A 14288-nucleotide genomic window follows, 5' to 3' on the forward strand; every position below is an offset into this window, starting at 1 on the left:
GATGAGCATCAACGATCCTCTTGGCGATATGCTGACCCGCATCCGCAATGCGCAGATGCGGCGGAAGACCAAGGTCTCAACGCCAACCTCCAAGCTGCGCGAGCGTGTGCTCGAAGTGCTGGCCGACGAGGGCTATATCCGCGGCTATGCGCGCGTCGACTATGACGGCGGCAAGTCGGAGTTCGAGATCGAGCTGAAATATTTCGACGGCGAGCCGGTGATCAAGGACATCAAGCGGGTGTCGACACCGGGGCGGCGCGTGTACTCCTCGGTGAAGGATCTTCCGACCGTCGCGAACGGTCTGGGTGTGTCTATTCTCTCGACGCCGAAGGGCGTCATGTCGGATTCGCAGGCGCGCAACGAGAATGTCGGCGGCGAGATTCTCTGCAGCGTATTCTAGCGGAGCTATTTGAAGCGAAGGTTTGAACAATGTCGCGCATCGGCAAGAAACCAGTCTCTCTACCCGGCGGCGTCACCGCCTCGGTGGACGGTCAGGAAATCAAGGTCAAGGGACCCAAAGGTGAGCTCAGCCACGTGCTGGTCGACCAGGTCATCGCCAAGATGGGCGACGACGGGATCGAGATCGGCATGGTCGAGGACACCAAGGATGCCCGGGCGATGTGGGGCATGTCGCGTACGCTCGTGGCCAACCTCGTGACCGGCGTGACCGAAGGGTTTTCGAAGACGCTCGAGATCAACGGCGTTGGCTACCGCGCGGCGATGAAGGGGCAGACCCTTCAACTGCAGCTCGGCTTCAGCCACGACGTCGACTTCGAGATCCCGAAAGGTATCGAAGTCCAGTGTCCGAAGCCGACAGAGATCGTGGTGAGCGGTATCGACAAGCAGCAGGTCGGCCAGGTCGCGGCGGAGATTCGCCGTTATCGTCCGCCGGAGCCCTATAAGGGCAAGGGCGTGAAATATGCCGGCGAGTACATTTTCCGTAAGGAAGGCAAGAAGAAGTAGCGGGACAAGAAGATGGGTACGTTGAACAACAGCTTTGCGCGGCGTGCGCGCCGAGTACGGCATTCGCTGAAGCGGGCGGCCAACGGACGTGCGCGTCTGTCGGTGTTCCGTTCCTCGAAGCATATCTATGCGCAGGTGATCGACGATCGCGAGGGCAAGACGCTCGCATTCGCATCGAGCCTCGACAAGGATCTCAAGGGCGCGCTGCCAAAGGGTAGCGACACGGCCGCGGCGCAGGCCGTCGGCAAGCTCGTTGCCGAGCGCGCCGTGAAGGCCGGGGTCAAGGACGTGATCTTCGATCGTGGCGCTTACATTTATCACGGGCGCATCAAGGCGCTCGCAGACGCGGCCCGCGAGGCGGGTCTGAACTTCTAGGGTATTCGGAAAGGATCGATCGTGGCACGAGGCCCGCAAGGTAGAGAGCGCGACGATCGCGAACGCGATAGCGAATTCGTCGACAAGCTCGTTCACATCAACCGCGTCGCCAAGGTGGTGAAGGGCGGACGTCGCTTCGGTTTTGCCGCGTTGGTCGTTGTTGGCGATCAGAAGGGCCGGGTCGGTTTCGGCCACGGCAAGGCGCGCGAAGTGCCCGAGGCGATCCGCAAGGCGACCGAGTCGGCGAAGCGCAACCTGGTCAAGGTGCCGCTGCGCGAGGGCCGGACGCTGCACCATGACGTGCGCGGCCAGCATGGCGCGGGCAAGGTGATCCTGCGCGCGGCGCCTCCCGGTACGGGCATCATCGCGGGCGGCCCGATGCGCGCGGTGTTCGAGACGCTCGGCATCCAGGACGTGGTTGCCAAGTCGCTCGGAAGCTCGAACCCGTACAACATGGTGCGTGCGACGTTCGACGCGCTGCGCCATGAGGACAGCCCGCGTGGTGTTGCGGCACGGCGTGGCAAGAAGGTCAGCGAAATCGTGTCCCGCCGCCGCGATCAGGCGGGCGAAGGGGCCGAGGCGCAGGTCTAAAGCCGACAGACAGGGTTGAAGTAAGATGGCCGAGAACAAGAAGACAATCGTCGTGGAGCAGATCGGAAGCCCGATCCGCCGGCCCGGCAATCAGCGCGCGACCCTTATCGGGCTCGGCCTGAACAAGATGCATAAGCGGCGGACGCTGGTCGACAGTCCCGAGGTGCGCGGCATGGTGGCCAAGGTGAGCCATTTGGTGCGGATCGTCGAGGACGAGGCCGAAGCCTAAGGATAGAGATGATGCGACTGAACGATCTTCGCGACCTTCCCGGCGCGACAACGTCGAAGAAGCGTGTTGGACGCGGTCTGGGCTCCGGCCTGGGCAAGACCTCCGGTCATGGCCAGAAGGGTCAGAAATCGCGTTCGGGTATTGCCATCAAGGGCTTCGAAGGCGGCCAGATGCCGCTGCACCGGCGCCTGCCGAAACGTGGCTTCAGCAACATCTTCGCCAAGGACTATAACGAGGTGAATGTCGGCCGCATTCAGGCTGCCATCGACGACAAGAAGCTGGACGCCTCCAAACCGGTCACGGTCGAGGCGCTGGTGAACGCCGGCGTTGTCCGGCGCGCACGCGACGGTGTCCGCCTGCTTGGCAAGGGCGAGCTGAAGGCCAAGGTCTCCTTCGAGGTGACGGGTGCCTCCAGCGGTGCCGTGAAGGCGGTCGAAGCGGCCGGCGGAACGGTGACGCTGACGCCGATGCCGCAGCGGACGGCCAAGCCGGAAGGCGAGGCTGCACCGAAGAAAGCTGCAAAGAAGGCGGCGAAAGCCGCTGCCAAGTCGACCGCGAAGAAGCCGGCGGCGAAGAAGTCCGCCCCCAAGAAGGCGGCGACGAAGAAATCCGCAGCGCAGAAGGATGCGTCCGACTAGGACAGGTCCGAACCGATGCGCGGCGGCCTTGTTGTGAGGCCGCCGGATCGACTTGGGGAAGGGAAGAGCGCTAATGGCATCCGCCGCAGAACAGCTCGCGTCGAACTTGAATTTCGGGGCGTTCAAGAACGCTACCGAACTCAAGCAGCGCATTATGTTCACGCTCGTTGCGCTCGTGATCTACCGGCTCGGAACCTACATTCCGATCCCTGGGATCAACCCCCAGGCGCTCGCCGACGTCTTCAAGCAGCAGCAGTCCGGCATTCTGGGCATGTTCAACATGTTCTCCGGCGGTGCTGTCGGCCGTATGGCGATCTTCGCGCTCAACATCATGCCGTACATCTCGGCATCGATCATCATTCAGCTCCTGACGACCGTTTCGCCGACGCTCGAGCAGCTCAAGAAAGAGGGCGAGCAGGGCCGCCGCCAGATCAATCAGTACACGCGCTACGGGACGGTACTTCTGGCCGCGCTGCAGGGTTACGGCATTGCCGTCGGCCTCGAGGGTGCCGGCAATATCGTCACCGATCCGGGCTGGTTCTTCCGCATCACGACCGTGATCACCCTGGTGGGCGGCACGGTCTTCCTGATGTGGCTCGGCGAGCAGATCACGGCGCGCGGCGTCGGTAACGGCATTTCGTTGATCATCTATGCGGGCATCGTGGCGGGGCTGCCTGCGGCCTTGATCGGGACGCTTGAGCTCGGCAAGCAAGGGGCCTTGTCCACAGGTGTGATCCTCGCCCTGTTCGTGGTCGCAACGCTCGTGATCGGCTTCATCGTTTTCATGGAGCGGGCGCAGCGGCGGCTCTTGGTTCAGTATCCGAAGCGACAAGTCGGCAACAAGATGTTCCAAGGCGATGCCTCTCATCTGCCTTTGAAGCTGAACACCGCCGGTGTGATCCCGCCGATCTTTGCATCGTCCCTGCTGCTGCTGCCGATTACGGTTGCGAATTTTACGGCCGGTCAAGGGCCCGAATGGTTGACGTCTGTGACGGCCATGCTTGGCCGCGGGCAGCCGCTCTACATCTTGATCTATGTTTCGCTGATCATCTTTTTCGCCTTCTTCTATACGGCCGTTGTGTTCAACCCCAAGGAAACGGCCGACAATCTGAAGAAGTATGGCGGCTTTCTGCCGGGGATCCGTCCCGGCGAACGCACGGCCGAATATATCGACTACGTGCTCACCCGGATTACCGTGGTCGGCGCGCTCTATCTGGCCGCCGTCTGCGTGCTGCCTGAGATTCTCATCGCCGAATGGGGCGTTCCGTTCTATTTCGGCGGCACCTCGCTCCTCATCGTTGTGAGTGTGACCATGGATACGGTGGCCCAAATTCAGAGCCATCTCCTGGCCCACCAATATGAGGGGCTGATCAAGAAGGCGAAGCTGAGAGGACGGCGCAGATGAACTTGGTGATGCTGGGCGCGCCTGGCGCCGGCAAGGGAACACAGGCCAAGCGGCTGCAGGACATGCGCGGCCTGGTACAGCTGTCGACGGGCGATATGTTGCGGGCGGCGGTCGCGGCGGGCACCAAGCTCGGCCAGGAGGCCGGCGACATCATGGAGCGCGGCGAACTCGTGCCCGACGACCTCGTCATCGGCCTCATCTCCGAGCAGATGGACCAGGAGGAAGGCGGCGCGGGGTTCATTCTCGACGGCTTCCCGAGGACCATCGCCCAGGCCGAAGCCCTCGACGAGCTTCTGACCTCCCGCGGGGACGCGGTGGACCGGGTCGTGGTGATCGATGTGGACGACGATGCGCTTGTCGGCCGGATTACCGGCCGGTATACATGTGCAAGTTGTGGCGAGGGGTATCACACCCTTTTCAAGAAGCCGAAGGTCGAGGGTGTGTGCGACCGGTGCGGTGGGACCGAGTTCAAGCGCCGTAAGGACGATACCGAAGAAGTCGTCCGCGAGCGGCTCAAGGCATATCACGCACAAACGGAACCGCTGGTCGGCTATTACACGGCACAAGGTAAGGTCAGGACCGTCGATGGGATGGCCGATATTGCGGCGGTTCAGAAGGAGATAGATCAAGCGCTGGACGGTGAATAGGCTCAAACACGGTTTTTCGGGGCTCCGGGCCAGTTGACCTTGTCAAGCGGAATCGCTACATAGACGCGTTCCATGGCTTGATGGACTGACCGGACCCGGGGGCGCTGCCTGTCCGCGGTCGGTCTTGTTGTGTTTCATATAGGCTAATTTGGTTTTTAATTTCAGCACGTTGGCGCGTGCTGTGTGAGGAGGCGACGACGTGGCCCGAATTGCAGGCGTGAATATTCCGACCCACAAGCGGGTTGAGATCGCGCTGACCTATATCCATGGGATTGGCGATGCTTTTGCCAAGGAAATTTGCCAGAAGGTTTCGATTCCTTCCGAACGGAGGGTGAACGAGCTCACCGAATCCGAAGTGATCCAGATTCGTGAGACGATCGACCGCGATTATGTGGTCGAGGGCGACCTCCGGCGCGAAGTGTCGATGAATATCAAACGCCTCATGGATTTGGGATGCTATCGCGGCCTGCGGCACCGCCGTGGTCTGCCGGTCCACGGCCAGCGCACCCATACCACGCGCGGACACGCAAGGGACCGGCCAAGCCGATCGCCGGTAAGAAGAAGTAGAGACGAAAGCACGCGCGGCACGCCTCGATCCGATGCGTTCGCCGCCGCTCAATGGAATTTGCGGGAATAGAGCATGGCCAAAGAAAAAGCACGGGTACGCCGCCGGGAACGGAAGAATATCACGTCCGGCGTGGCCCATGTGCATGCAAGCTTCAATAACACCATGATCACCATCACCGACGCCCAGGGGAACGCGATTTCCTGGTCTTCGGCCGGTGCCATGGGCTTCAAGGGATCGCGGAAGTCGACTCCTTACGCGGCCCAGGTGGCTGCCGAGGATGCCGGCAAGAAGGCGACCGAGCACGGCATGAAGAACCTGGAGATCGAGGTTCGCGGTCCTGGCTCCGGTCGCGAGTCCGCGCTTCGCGCGCTTCAGGCGTCGGGCTTCAACATCATCTCCATCCGCGACGTGACACCGATCCCGCACAATGGCTGCCGGCCGCGCAAGCGCCGCCGCGTCTAAGACAAGAAGGCAACCCGACCCACGATGCTCGACGAAGACATTCGTATTCCGGAGCCCCAGGCTCCACACAACGATCAAGAAAGGGCGACACCGGTGCTGCAAAAGAACTGGCAAGATCTCATTAAGCCCACCAAGCTCAATGTCACGCCCGGCCGCGACCCGGCGCGCTTCGCGACCGTCGTCGCCGAGCCGCTCGAGCGTGGCTTCGGTCTGACGCTCGGCAACGCCCTGCGCCGCGTGCTGCTGTCTTCGCTTCAAGGCGCGGCCATCACCTCCGTCCATATCGACGGCGTCTTGCACGAGTTCTCGTCCATTCCGGGCGTGCGCGAGGACGTGACCAACATCGTCCTCAACATCAAGGAAATCGCCGTCAACCAGCATTCCGAAGGCGTCAAGCGCATGGTTCTTCAGAAGGAAGGACCTGGCGTCGCCACGGCCGGGGACATTCAGGGCGGTTCCGACGTCGAGATCCTCAATCCGGACCATGTGATCTGCACGCTCGACGAAGGCGCGGCGATCCATATGGAGTTCACCTCCGCGTCCGGCAAGGGCTACGTGCCGGCCGAGCGCAACCGTCCGGACGATGCACCGATCGGGTTCATTCCGGTGGACTCGCTGTTCAGCCCGGTCCGGAAGGTCTCCTACCGCGTGGAGAACACCCGCGAGGGTCAGATCCTCGACTACGACAAGCTCACCATGAACATCGAGACGGACGGGTCCGTTCGCCCCGACGATACGATCGCGCTGGCCGCCCGCATCATCCAGGATCAGCTCTCGGTCTTCGTCAATTTCGAAGAGCCGAAGAAGGAGCAGACCTTCCAGCAGCAGCCGGAGCTGGTGTTCAACGCCGCGCTGCTCAAGAAGGTCGACGAGCTGGAATTGTCGGTCCGTTCGGCGAACTGCTTGAAGAACGACAATATCGTCTATATCGGCGACCTGATTCAGAAGACCGAAGCGGAGATGCTGCGGACCCCGAATTTCGGGCGCAAGTCGCTGAACGAGATCAAGGAGGTCTTGGCCTCCATGGGCCTGCACCTCGGCATGGACGTGCCGGATTGGCCGCCTGAGAATATCGAAGAGCTGGCGAAGCGCTTCGAAGATCATTATTAGCCGCGGGGCCGCGTCTTGGGCGGCCTGACGCGCTTCGAAAGAGGATAAGTCAATGCGACACCGCAAGTCAGGCCGGAAGCTGAACCGGACGTCAACGCATCGCAGTGCGATGTTTGCGAACATGGCATCCGCGCTCATCAAGCATGAGCAGATCGTGACGACCTTGCCGAAGGCGAAGGAGTTGCGGCGCGTGGTCGATCAACTGATCACACTGGCCAAGCGGGGCGATCTTCATGCCCGCCGTCAGGCCTATGCGCGCATTCGCGACGAGGACATGGTGGCGAAGCTGTTCTCGACATTGGGCCCGCGCTACGCGGAGCGTCCGGGCGGCTATACGCGCGTTCTCAAGGCCGGCTTCCGCTTCGGCGATTCCGCGCCGATGGCCGTGATCGAGCTGGTGGACCGCGACGAGGATGCGCGCGGTCAGGACTCCGGGCCGACTCAGAACCACGACGAGGAGGGCGAGCCCGTCGCGGCGTAGCGGTCGCCGTACGGCACTCCCGAGACTACCCGGCTCCACCGGAATCGAAGAAAGGCGCACCGCTCGGCGATGCGCCTTTTCTGTTTGTCCTGTTCCGGTTGGCGTATTGCCGGAGCTCCAGCGAACGGGTCCGGGAGGAGGGCCTGTCGCGGCTATTGCGCCTCGTCGGCGGCCTTGGCCTTCTTGCGGATACCCTTCACACCGTCTTTGAAGATCCCGGTGATGACCTCGACGGCCTTGGCCTCTTCCACGCCATCGGCGGCATCGAATTCAGCCTCCCACTCGATCTCGACGGCGTTCTCTTCGTCGTCTTCATCGATTTCGAGCGTCGCGGAGTAGTTCTTCACGGGCAGCGGGCTCTCGATGATCTCGTAGCTGTAGCTGGTGTCGCCCGTCTTGGTCAGCTTCTCCTTGATCTTGCCCCCGTCGCCCAAGGTGAGCGTGCGGAAGGTCTCGCCGCCTTCCTCGAACTGCTCACAGTCGGCCACGGCCGGGTGCCAGTCCTTGATGGCGCAGAAATCGCCCACAATGGCCCAAACGCTCTCCGGTGTGCCGGGCGCCTCGGCGCGCTTTTTGACCTCCACGGCGTGCGCGGCGGCGGTGAGGGCTACTGTAGCCGCCAGCGCGGCCAAACCTGTTTTGACAATACGCATGTGTTTCTCTCCAATCGTTTGTCATTCCTTGTCGGCGAAGGTCTTCACCGGCGCGGCATCTTAGTTCAAAAGGGTCCGGCGGCAATCCTTGCGCGCCGTCCCCGAGGTCCCTTTTTCGCTCGTTTTCGAGGGGTTTGATTGCGTCAGGTTTTGCCGCAAGAAGGCCCGTTTTCTTTGGAAGACGGTTGATCTGTCTTGCACGCACCAAGGTGCGCGTTCCATCTTCCTGGGAATCGTTAACAGAGCCAAAGATGACACGTTTGGAACTTTTGCTGCGAAGAGGTGGCAATCTTGTCCTTATTGGGCTGGCACTTTGCCTGGGTGGTTTGAGTCCGGCCGGCGCGCAAGACGAGGTGGTGACCAGGGTCGTGCCGAAGAGCGCGGCCGCGATCAAGCAGTCCTTCGCTCCGGTGGTGAAGCAGGCCGCGCCCACCGTCGTGAACGTCTATGTCCGTCACAAGGTCCAGCAGTCCGTCTCGCCCCTGTTCAACGACCCGTTTTTCCGGCGCTTCTTCGGCCATCAATTCGGCGTGCCGCGAGAGCGTATCCAGAACTCGCTCGGGTCGGGCGTTCTGGTCGACGCCGAGGGCGTGGTGGTGACGAACTACCATGTGATCCGCAGCGGCGGGGAGTCGGAGATCACGGTCGCGCTGAACGACGGGCGCGAGTTCCCGGCCACGCTGATCCTCAAGGACGAACAGACGGATTTGGCGGTGCTGCGCCTGGAAGGCAACGGGGCCAGGTTCCCTGCGATCCAGTTCGCCAATTCCGACGGCCTCGAGGTCGGCGATCTGGTGCTCGCGATCGGCGATCCGTTCGGCGTGGGGCAGACCGTGACGAGTGGCATCGTCTCGGCGCTGGCGCGCACCAAGGTCGGCATCTCGGACTATCAGTTCTTCATTCAGACCGACGCGGCCATCAATCCAGGCAATTCGGGGGGCGCGCTGGTCGATATGGATGGGCAACTGGTCGGGATCAACACGGCGATCTTCTCGAAGAGCGGCGGGTCGCACGGCATCGGATTCGCGATTCCTTCCAATATGGTGCGGGTGGTCGTTCAATCGGCGCTCAAAGGCGGCAAGGTTCAGCGGCCTTGGCTTGGCGCGTCGCTCCAGCCGCTGACCTCCGACCTCGCGGAGTCGCTCGGCCTGGACCGTCCCGCCGGTGCCATGGTCACGCGGGTGCATGCCCGGGGGCCTGCGAAGGGCGCGGGGCTCCAGGTGGGCGACGTCATCGTGAGCTTCGACGGCAAGGACATTCAGGATCCGGAAGCGCTCCAATACCGGTTTGTCACGAAAGGCATCGGCAGCACCGTGGAGCTTGGTCTTTATCGCAACGGCAAGCGGTTTCGCACGACGATTGCGACTGTGGTGCCGATCGAGGATCCCCCGCGCAATGAGCAGGATCTGACCGGGGCCAATCCGTTCTCCGGCAGCCGCGTGGCGAATCTGTCTCCGGCGGTAAGCGCCGAATTGGGCCTGGACAACGACGGCTTGACAGGCGTTGTCGTGATGAATGTGGAGCGCCGGTCCAATGCGGACCGCCTCGGCTTACGTCCCGGCGACCTCATCGTCGGGGTCAACGATCGGGAAATCGAGTCCGTGAAGCAATTGACCGACGTCCTGCAAGTGCCGACCGGCCACTGGCGCCTTGCCATCGAGCGGGGCGGCAAGGTGTTCGATCTTACGGTGCGGGGCTGAGCGATGGCCAAAGGGGCGGCTAAAGGGGCAACAAATCTGTTCGAGGCCGCGGGGCTCGGCGACGACGCCCCCCGTCCATTGGCCGATCGTCTGCGCCCGAAAACGCTGCAAGAGGTCATCGGTCAGGACCACCTTCTGGGCGACGGACTCTTGGGCCGTATGGTGCGGGCCGGGCGCCTCACCTCAGTGATCTTCTGGGGCCCGCCCGGGACCGGAAAGACCACGGTGGCCCGCCTCCTGGCCGAGGTGACCGATCTTCATTTCGAGCAGCTTTCGGCGATCCAGTCGGGCGTCGCGGACTTGCGCAAAGTGTTCGACGCGGCAAAGGCCAAGCGCGAGGCGGGGCGCGGGACGCTGCTCTTCATCGACGAGATCCACCGCTTCAACCGCTCGCAGCAGGATGCGTTTCTCCCGCATATGGAAGACGGCACCATTGTCCTGGTCGGCGCGACCACGGAGAACCCGTCCTTCGAGTTGAACTCGGCCCTTCTGTCCCGGGCCAGCGTCTTGACCTTCAAGCGGCTCGACGAGGCGGCGCTCGAAGCCTTGATCCAGCGCGCGGAGGCCCATGAGGGACGCAAGCTCCCCCTCGACGCGGACGCCCGGGCGGCCTTGATCTCCATGGCCGACGGCGATGGGCGCGGCCTCATCAACCTGGTCGAGGACGTGTTCCTGTCCGTTCCTGCCGGCACCGAGGCGCTTGTGGACCGGGAAGGGCTTGTCGGTCTGGTTCAACGGCGCGCACCGCTGTACGACAAGGGTCAGGACGGGCATTACAACCTCATCAGCGCGCTGCATAAATCGGTTCGGGGGTCCGATCCCGACGCGGCCCTCTATTGGCTCGCGCGCATGTTTGCCGGCGGCGAGGACCCGCTCTATATCGCAAGGCGTCTCGTGCGCATGGCGGTGGAGGACATCGGCATGGCGGACCCGGCGGCGCTGCTGCAGGCGAACGCGGCGAAGGACGCCTACGACTTCCTCGGCTCGCCCGAAGGCGAACTCGCGCTGGCCCAGGCGACCGTCTATCTCGCCACCGCGCCCAAGTCGAACGCGGCCTATATGGCCTTCAACGCCTCGGTGCGTGTGGCCAAGGAGAGCGGGTCGCTGCTGCCGCCCAAGCACATTCTCACGGCCCCGACCAAGCTCATGGAGCAGGAGGGCTACGGCCGCGATTACGCCTACGACCACAACGAGGCGGAAGGCTTCTCAGGCCAGAACTACTTCCCGGAGCGCATGGAGCGGCAGCGCTTCTACACGCCGACGGGCCGCGGCTACGAGGCGGAGGTCAAGGCCCGGCTGGACCGCTGGGCGGCGATCCGGGCCAACAAGGCGCGCTAGGCGCTATCGTCTGGCTTACCGTTGCCGTAACGGATCACCTTGACCTTCTCGAGCGTCACGAGGGCGCTGCCCATCATGGGCTCGATGGCGTCCACGAAGCCGCGCACGGCATCCTCCCGGTCGACGATCTCGATGACGAGCGGCAAGTCTTGGGAGAGCCGGAGAATCTTTGTGGTGTGCAGCGTGCTGGAATGGCCAAAGCCCATGGCGCCCCGCAACACGGAGGCGCCGGAAAGCCCCATCTCGCGTGCCTTCAGCACGATCGCTTCGTAGAGGGGCTGGTGCTCGAACATGTCGTCCTCGCCGATAAAGATGCGCAACAGCGCGGCGTCGCTCGAAAGTGGCATAGTCAGATCCACTTCATGGTGTTGATAGAGAGGGCCAGAATATGCCCGAGCCAAACAGCAACGAGGCAGAGCATGATGGAGCCGACGATGTTGCTGCCCGCATGGAGCAACTCGCCGTCTTGAACGAGATTGAGGGTCTGGAGGCTGAACGAGGAGAACGTGGTGAAGCCGCCGAAGACCCCGAGCATGACGAACTGGCGCACGGTGGAGCCGGCGAAGATGCGTCCGTCGGGCCCCGTCAGTGTGGCGAAGAAGCCGATGAGGAAGGACCCGGCCACGTTCACGAGCAGCGTGCCCCAGGGAAAGGTCTCGCCGAAGAGCCGCGCCGCTACCCCGGAGCACCAGTATCTGCCCACCCCGCCAAGCGCGCTGCCGGCGGCAATGGACAAGTAGACGACGAGCGTATTCGGAAGAGAGATCATGCCCCCACGGTCCCTGGGCCGCTTGGTCTGACGCAACGAGACCGGGTGCGGAAAATGTCCAAGTCAAAATGGGACATATTTGCTCCTTTGCATCGGTCCGCAAATGGAGGCCGCGGCCAAAATAAAACCCGCCTCCCGGCGGGTTCGCGGACCGAAGTTCCCACCGCGCACGCCTCGACACGGCAGGAGTCATCAGCCAAGGGCGGTTCAGGGGGACTCCATCCCCTTCGAATTGTCGTCAAGTATGCTACTTGAATTGATCCGCGGATCAAGCGCGGCCGGGTGTCCTGTCGCTGGCCTGTGGATTCCCGTCCGCCAACCCCTCCTGGTTCTGGCAAGATGACCCAACGATCGCCCGTCGAAACACGTCACGTCGCAGAGGACGAAGACGGCATGCGGCTGGACCGCTGGTTCAAGACCCATTACGCGCAAGTCCCCCATGGCCGTCTTGAGAAGCTCCTGCGCACCGGCCAGGTCCGGGTCGACGGGGGCCGGGTCAAGGCGAGCACCCGTCTCGAGGCCGGTCAGAGCGTGCGCGTGCCGCCGCTCCCCGATACGGCGCCGCCCGCCGGCGCGGCCAAGCCGCTGTCCAAGGCGGACCGGGCGTTCCTCGAATCCATCACGCTCTATGAGGACGACGACCTTCTGATCCTCAACAAGCCCTCGGGGCTCGCCGTGCAAGGCGGCACGAAGACCACCCAGCATATCGACCGGCTGCTGGAGGGGATGGGAGACAGCCCGCGGACGCGTCCGCGGCTGGTCCACCGGCTGGACCGGGACACATCCGGCGTGCTGGTGGTCGCCAAGAAGCGCAGCGTTGCCGCCAAACTCGGCAAGGCCTTTCAGACCCGGTCGGTGCGGAAGATCTATTGGGCGCTGGTGCACGGCGTGCCGAAGCCGCCCCAAGGGAAGATCGACGCGGCACTGGTGAAGGCCACGACGCCCGACGGCGACCGGGTGCGCAAGGCGCGCCCCGGCGAGCAGGACAAGGCGCAGTCCGCCGTCACCCACTATGCGGTGATCGACCGCGCGGCCCAGCAGGTGGCGCTGATGTCGCTGAAGCCCGTCACGGGGCGGCAGCATCAGCTCCGGGCGCATATGGCGATCCTGGGCCATCCGATCCTCGGCGATGAGAAATACCCGAGCGGCATCGAATTGCCCGAGGGGATCGAACGGCGCTTGCATCTGCATGCGCGGCGGATCAGCTTTCCGCATCCGAGCGGCGAGGGTGTCGTGGACGTGACCGCGCCCTTGCCGCCCCATATGGAGACGGCCTTCGCGGCCTTCGGGTTCTCGCCCAAAGGGTTGGATGCCGAACACGATGCCGAGATTTGCGGGACGTCCTGCGGCTAGCAACGGCGAGCCCTCGGTGGTGCCCCGGCAAACGATGGAGACAGGGTGAGCGATCAGGACAAGAAGACGGCAGATGGCTTGAAGGCGGCCCTTGGCTTCGAAAAGCCGAGTCTTCCGAAGCGCTTCTACAAGGACGTGACCGTTTCGGACGAGGACGGGCACGCCGCCATCCTCCTTGATGGGCGTCCCGTGCGCACGCCGGGCAAGGCGCATCTGGCCGTGCCCAATGCCGCGTTGGCCGAGGCCATCGCCGACGAGTGGCGCGCGCAAGGCGAGGAGATCGACCCGCACACCATGCCGCTCACGAAGCTCGCCAACTCGGCCATCGACGGCGTTGAGGGCCAGGAGGCGGCCGTCGTCGACGACATTGTGGCCCATGCGGGCTCGGACCTGCTGTGCTACCGGGCGAGCGGTCCCGAGGGGCTGCTCGCGCTCCAGACGCAGCATTGGGACCCGGTGCTGGCCTGGGCCGCGGACGCCCTCGGTGCGCCCCTGAGCCTTGCCGAAGGCATCGTGCATGTGACCCAGCCGGAGGCGTCTCTGGCCGCTCTGCGCGGCCAAATCGAGGCCCTCAACGCCCATGCCCTGGCCGCCCTCCATGTGATGACCACGCTCACGGGATCGGCGCTCCTGCCCCTGGCCGTGGCTCGTGGGGAACTCTCTCCGGAGGCCGCATGGGAGGCCGCCCATGTGGACGAGGACTGGCAGATCGGCCAATGGGGCGAGGACGCGGAGGCGAGGCAGCGCCGTCAGAACCGCAAGCGGGACTTCGAGGCCGCCGCCCGCATGCTGGCTCTTTCGTGAATCCTTTGAATCGGTTGGGCCGGCCGCTTTGCGATAGCGATTCAGGGCGCTCACAGATTGGTTGAGCTTTGCGCCGGCGGGCGCGTTCTCCCATTTGCGTGGCTTGAAGCCCATGCTATGGACCATGCCAAAGTGGAATAGTGGCAAAACTGTCATACTGATCGAGGCCTCCGCCGTGGGGCCCCTTTGTCGCGTTCGCCGG

18 protein-coding genes, 1 pseudogene and 1 riboswitch are annotated in these 14288 nt (G+C 63.5%); of the genes and pseudogenes, 16 read left to right on the plus strand and 3 right to left on the minus strand.

Annotated elements, in window-relative coordinates; all coding sequences use genetic code 11:
- The first annotated feature begins 1 nt into the window (after position 1).
- From rpsH to rplQ, 12 genes and pseudogenes are all read left to right on the plus strand, one after another.
- Positions 2-400 carry a 30S ribosomal protein S8 gene (gene rpsH, locus AUC68_RS13280; RefSeq protein WP_069438083.1) on the plus strand — a complete coding sequence of 133 codons (399 nt, stop codon included), beginning with the start codon at positions 2-4 and terminating at the stop codon, positions 398-400.
- A 29-nt stretch (positions 401-429) separates the two neighbouring features.
- A complete protein-coding gene (gene rplF / locus AUC68_RS13285; RefSeq protein ID WP_069438084.1) occupies positions 430-963 on the plus strand; it encodes a 50S ribosomal protein L6 in 534 nt (177 codons plus the stop codon).
- A 12-nt stretch (positions 964-975) separates the two neighbouring features.
- On the plus strand, positions 976-1338 hold the full coding sequence (gene rplR, locus AUC68_RS13290) for a 50S ribosomal protein L18 (RefSeq protein ID WP_069438085.1): 363 nt from the start codon (positions 976-978) through the stop codon (positions 1336-1338).
- A 21-nt stretch (positions 1339-1359) separates the two neighbouring features.
- Positions 1360-1929 carry a 30S ribosomal protein S5 gene (gene rpsE, locus AUC68_RS13295; RefSeq protein ID WP_069438086.1) on the plus strand — a complete coding sequence of 190 codons (570 nt, stop codon included), beginning with the start codon at positions 1360-1362 and terminating at the stop codon, positions 1927-1929.
- Between the two features lie 25 nt (positions 1930-1954).
- The gene (gene rpmD / locus AUC68_RS13300) at positions 1955-2158 is read left to right on the plus strand and encodes a 50S ribosomal protein L30 (RefSeq protein WP_069438087.1); all 204 of its coding nucleotides are present in this window, start codon (positions 1955-1957) and stop codon (positions 2156-2158) included.
- Positions 2159-2169: 11 nt separating this feature from the next.
- Positions 2170-2796, plus strand: coding sequence for a 50S ribosomal protein L15 (rplO, locus tag AUC68_RS13305; protein WP_069438187.1), 627 nt, complete (start codon positions 2170-2172; stop codon positions 2794-2796).
- A gap of 73 nt (positions 2797-2869) precedes the next feature.
- On the plus strand, positions 2870-4201 hold the full coding sequence (gene secY, locus AUC68_RS13310) for a preprotein translocase subunit SecY (protein WP_069438088.1): 1332 nt from the start codon (positions 2870-2872) through the stop codon (positions 4199-4201).
- Complete coding sequence (locus AUC68_RS13315) at positions 4198-4848, plus strand: adenylate kinase (RefSeq protein WP_069438089.1); 651 nt, start codon at positions 4198-4200, stop codon at positions 4846-4848. The genes secY and AUC68_RS13315 overlap by 4 nt, the downstream gene beginning before the upstream one ends.
- A 199-nt stretch (positions 4849-5047) precedes the next feature.
- A pseudogene (gene rpsM / locus AUC68_RS13320) lies at positions 5048-5415 on the plus strand (30S ribosomal protein S13).
- 73 nt (positions 5416-5488) lie between these two features.
- Entirely contained in the window at positions 5489-5878 is a 390-nt protein-coding gene (gene rpsK / locus AUC68_RS13325) for a 30S ribosomal protein S11 (RefSeq protein WP_069438091.1), read from the plus strand.
- Positions 5879-5971: 93 nt separating this feature from the next.
- A complete protein-coding gene (locus AUC68_RS13330) occupies positions 5972-6988 on the plus strand; it encodes a DNA-directed RNA polymerase subunit alpha (protein ID WP_069438188.1) in 1017 nt (338 codons plus the stop codon).
- 52 nt (positions 6989-7040) lie between these two features.
- Positions 7041-7469, plus strand: a complete 429-nt coding sequence (gene rplQ, locus AUC68_RS13335; protein ID WP_069438092.1) for a 50S ribosomal protein L17 — start codon at positions 7041-7043, stop codon at positions 7467-7469.
- Positions 7470-7621: 152 nt separating this feature from the next.
- Here rplQ and AUC68_RS13340 read toward each other — a convergent pair whose 3' ends face one another.
- Entirely contained in the window at positions 7622-8122 is a 501-nt protein-coding gene (locus tag AUC68_RS13340) for an SRPBCC family protein (protein ID WP_069438093.1), read from the minus strand.
- 356 nt (positions 8123-8478) lie between these two features.
- Between AUC68_RS13340 and AUC68_RS13345 the strand changes: the two genes are divergently transcribed.
- The gene (locus tag AUC68_RS13345) at positions 8479-9822 is read left to right on the plus strand and encodes a DegQ family serine endoprotease (protein ID WP_244500525.1); all 1344 of its coding nucleotides are present in this window, start codon (positions 8479-8481) and stop codon (positions 9820-9822) included.
- 3 nt (positions 9823-9825) lie between these two features.
- Complete coding sequence (locus AUC68_RS13350; RefSeq protein WP_069438095.1) at positions 9826-11160, plus strand: replication-associated recombination protein A; 1335 nt, start codon at positions 9826-9828, stop codon at positions 11158-11160.
- Here AUC68_RS13350 and AUC68_RS13355 read toward each other — a convergent pair.
- The gene (locus AUC68_RS13355) at positions 11157-11507 is read right to left on the minus strand and encodes a DUF190 domain-containing protein (RefSeq protein ID WP_069438096.1); all 351 of its coding nucleotides are present in this window, start codon (positions 11505-11507) and stop codon (positions 11157-11159) included. The two genes, AUC68_RS13350 and AUC68_RS13355, sit on opposite strands and share 4 nt — an antisense overlap.
- A 2-nt stretch (positions 11508-11509) precedes the next feature.
- A complete protein-coding gene (gene crcB / locus AUC68_RS13360) occupies positions 11510-11929 on the minus strand; it encodes a fluoride efflux transporter CrcB (protein WP_069438097.1) in 420 nt (139 codons plus the stop codon).
- 176 nt (positions 11930-12105) lie between these two features.
- Positions 12106-12164, minus strand: a riboswitch (Fluoride riboswitch).
- A 158-nt stretch (positions 12165-12322) separates the two neighbouring features.
- Between crcB and AUC68_RS13365 the strand changes: the two genes are divergently transcribed.
- Both AUC68_RS13365 and AUC68_RS13370 read left to right on the plus strand, forming a co-directional pair.
- Positions 12323-13282, plus strand: coding sequence for an RluA family pseudouridine synthase (locus AUC68_RS13365; RefSeq protein ID WP_244500526.1), 960 nt, complete (start codon positions 12323-12325; stop codon positions 13280-13282).
- A 45-nt stretch (positions 13283-13327) separates the two neighbouring features.
- Positions 13328-14086 carry an ATP12 family chaperone protein gene (locus AUC68_RS13370; protein ID WP_069438099.1) on the plus strand — a complete coding sequence of 253 codons (759 nt, stop codon included), beginning with the start codon at positions 13328-13330 and terminating at the stop codon, positions 14084-14086.
- Positions 14087-14288: the final 202 nt, after the last annotated feature.

It is taken from the genome of Methyloceanibacter methanicus (assembly GCF_001723285.1).
GTDB lineage: Bacteria > Pseudomonadota > Alphaproteobacteria > Rhizobiales > Methyloligellaceae > Methyloceanibacter > Methyloceanibacter methanicus.

Coding starts and splice junctions, on each gene's coding strand:
- rpsH (WP_069438083.1), top strand. CDS start 2: ATGAGCATCAACGATCCTCTTGGCGATATGCTGACCCGCATCCGCAAT.
- rplF (WP_069438084.1), top strand. CDS start 430: ATGTCGCGCATCGGCAAGAAACCAGTCTCTCTACCCGGCGGCGTCACC.
- rplR (WP_069438085.1), top strand. CDS start 976: ATGGGTACGTTGAACAACAGCTTTGCGCGGCGTGCGCGCCGAGTACGG.
- rpmD (WP_069438087.1), top strand. CDS start 1,955: ATGGCCGAGAACAAGAAGACAATCGTCGTGGAGCAGATCGGAAGCCCG.
- rplO (WP_069438187.1), top strand. CDS start 2,170: ATGCGACTGAACGATCTTCGCGACCTTCCCGGCGCGACAACGTCGAAG.
- secY (WP_069438088.1), top strand. CDS start 2,870: ATGGCATCCGCCGCAGAACAGCTCGCGTCGAACTTGAATTTCGGGGCG.
- AUC68_RS13315 (WP_069438089.1), top strand. CDS start 4,198: ATGAACTTGGTGATGCTGGGCGCGCCTGGCGCCGGCAAGGGAACACAG.
- rpsK (WP_069438091.1), top strand. CDS start 5,489: ATGGCCAAAGAAAAAGCACGGGTACGCCGCCGGGAACGGAAGAATATC.
- rplQ (WP_069438092.1), top strand. CDS start 7,041: ATGCGACACCGCAAGTCAGGCCGGAAGCTGAACCGGACGTCAACGCAT.
- AUC68_RS13340 (WP_069438093.1), bottom strand. CDS start 8,122: ATGCGTATTGTCAAAACAGGTTTGGCCGCGCTGGCGGCTACAGTAGCC.
- AUC68_RS13350 (WP_069438095.1), top strand. CDS start 9,826: ATGGCCAAAGGGGCGGCTAAAGGGGCAACAAATCTGTTCGAGGCCGCG.
- AUC68_RS13355 (WP_069438096.1), bottom strand. CDS start 11,507: ATGCCACTTTCGAGCGACGCCGCGCTGTTGCGCATCTTTATCGGCGAG.
- crcB (WP_069438097.1), bottom strand. CDS start 11,929: ATGATCTCTCTTCCGAATACGCTCGTCGTCTACTTGTCCATTGCCGCC.
- AUC68_RS13365 (WP_244500526.1), top strand. CDS start 12,323: ATGCGGCTGGACCGCTGGTTCAAGACCCATTACGCGCAAGTCCCCCAT.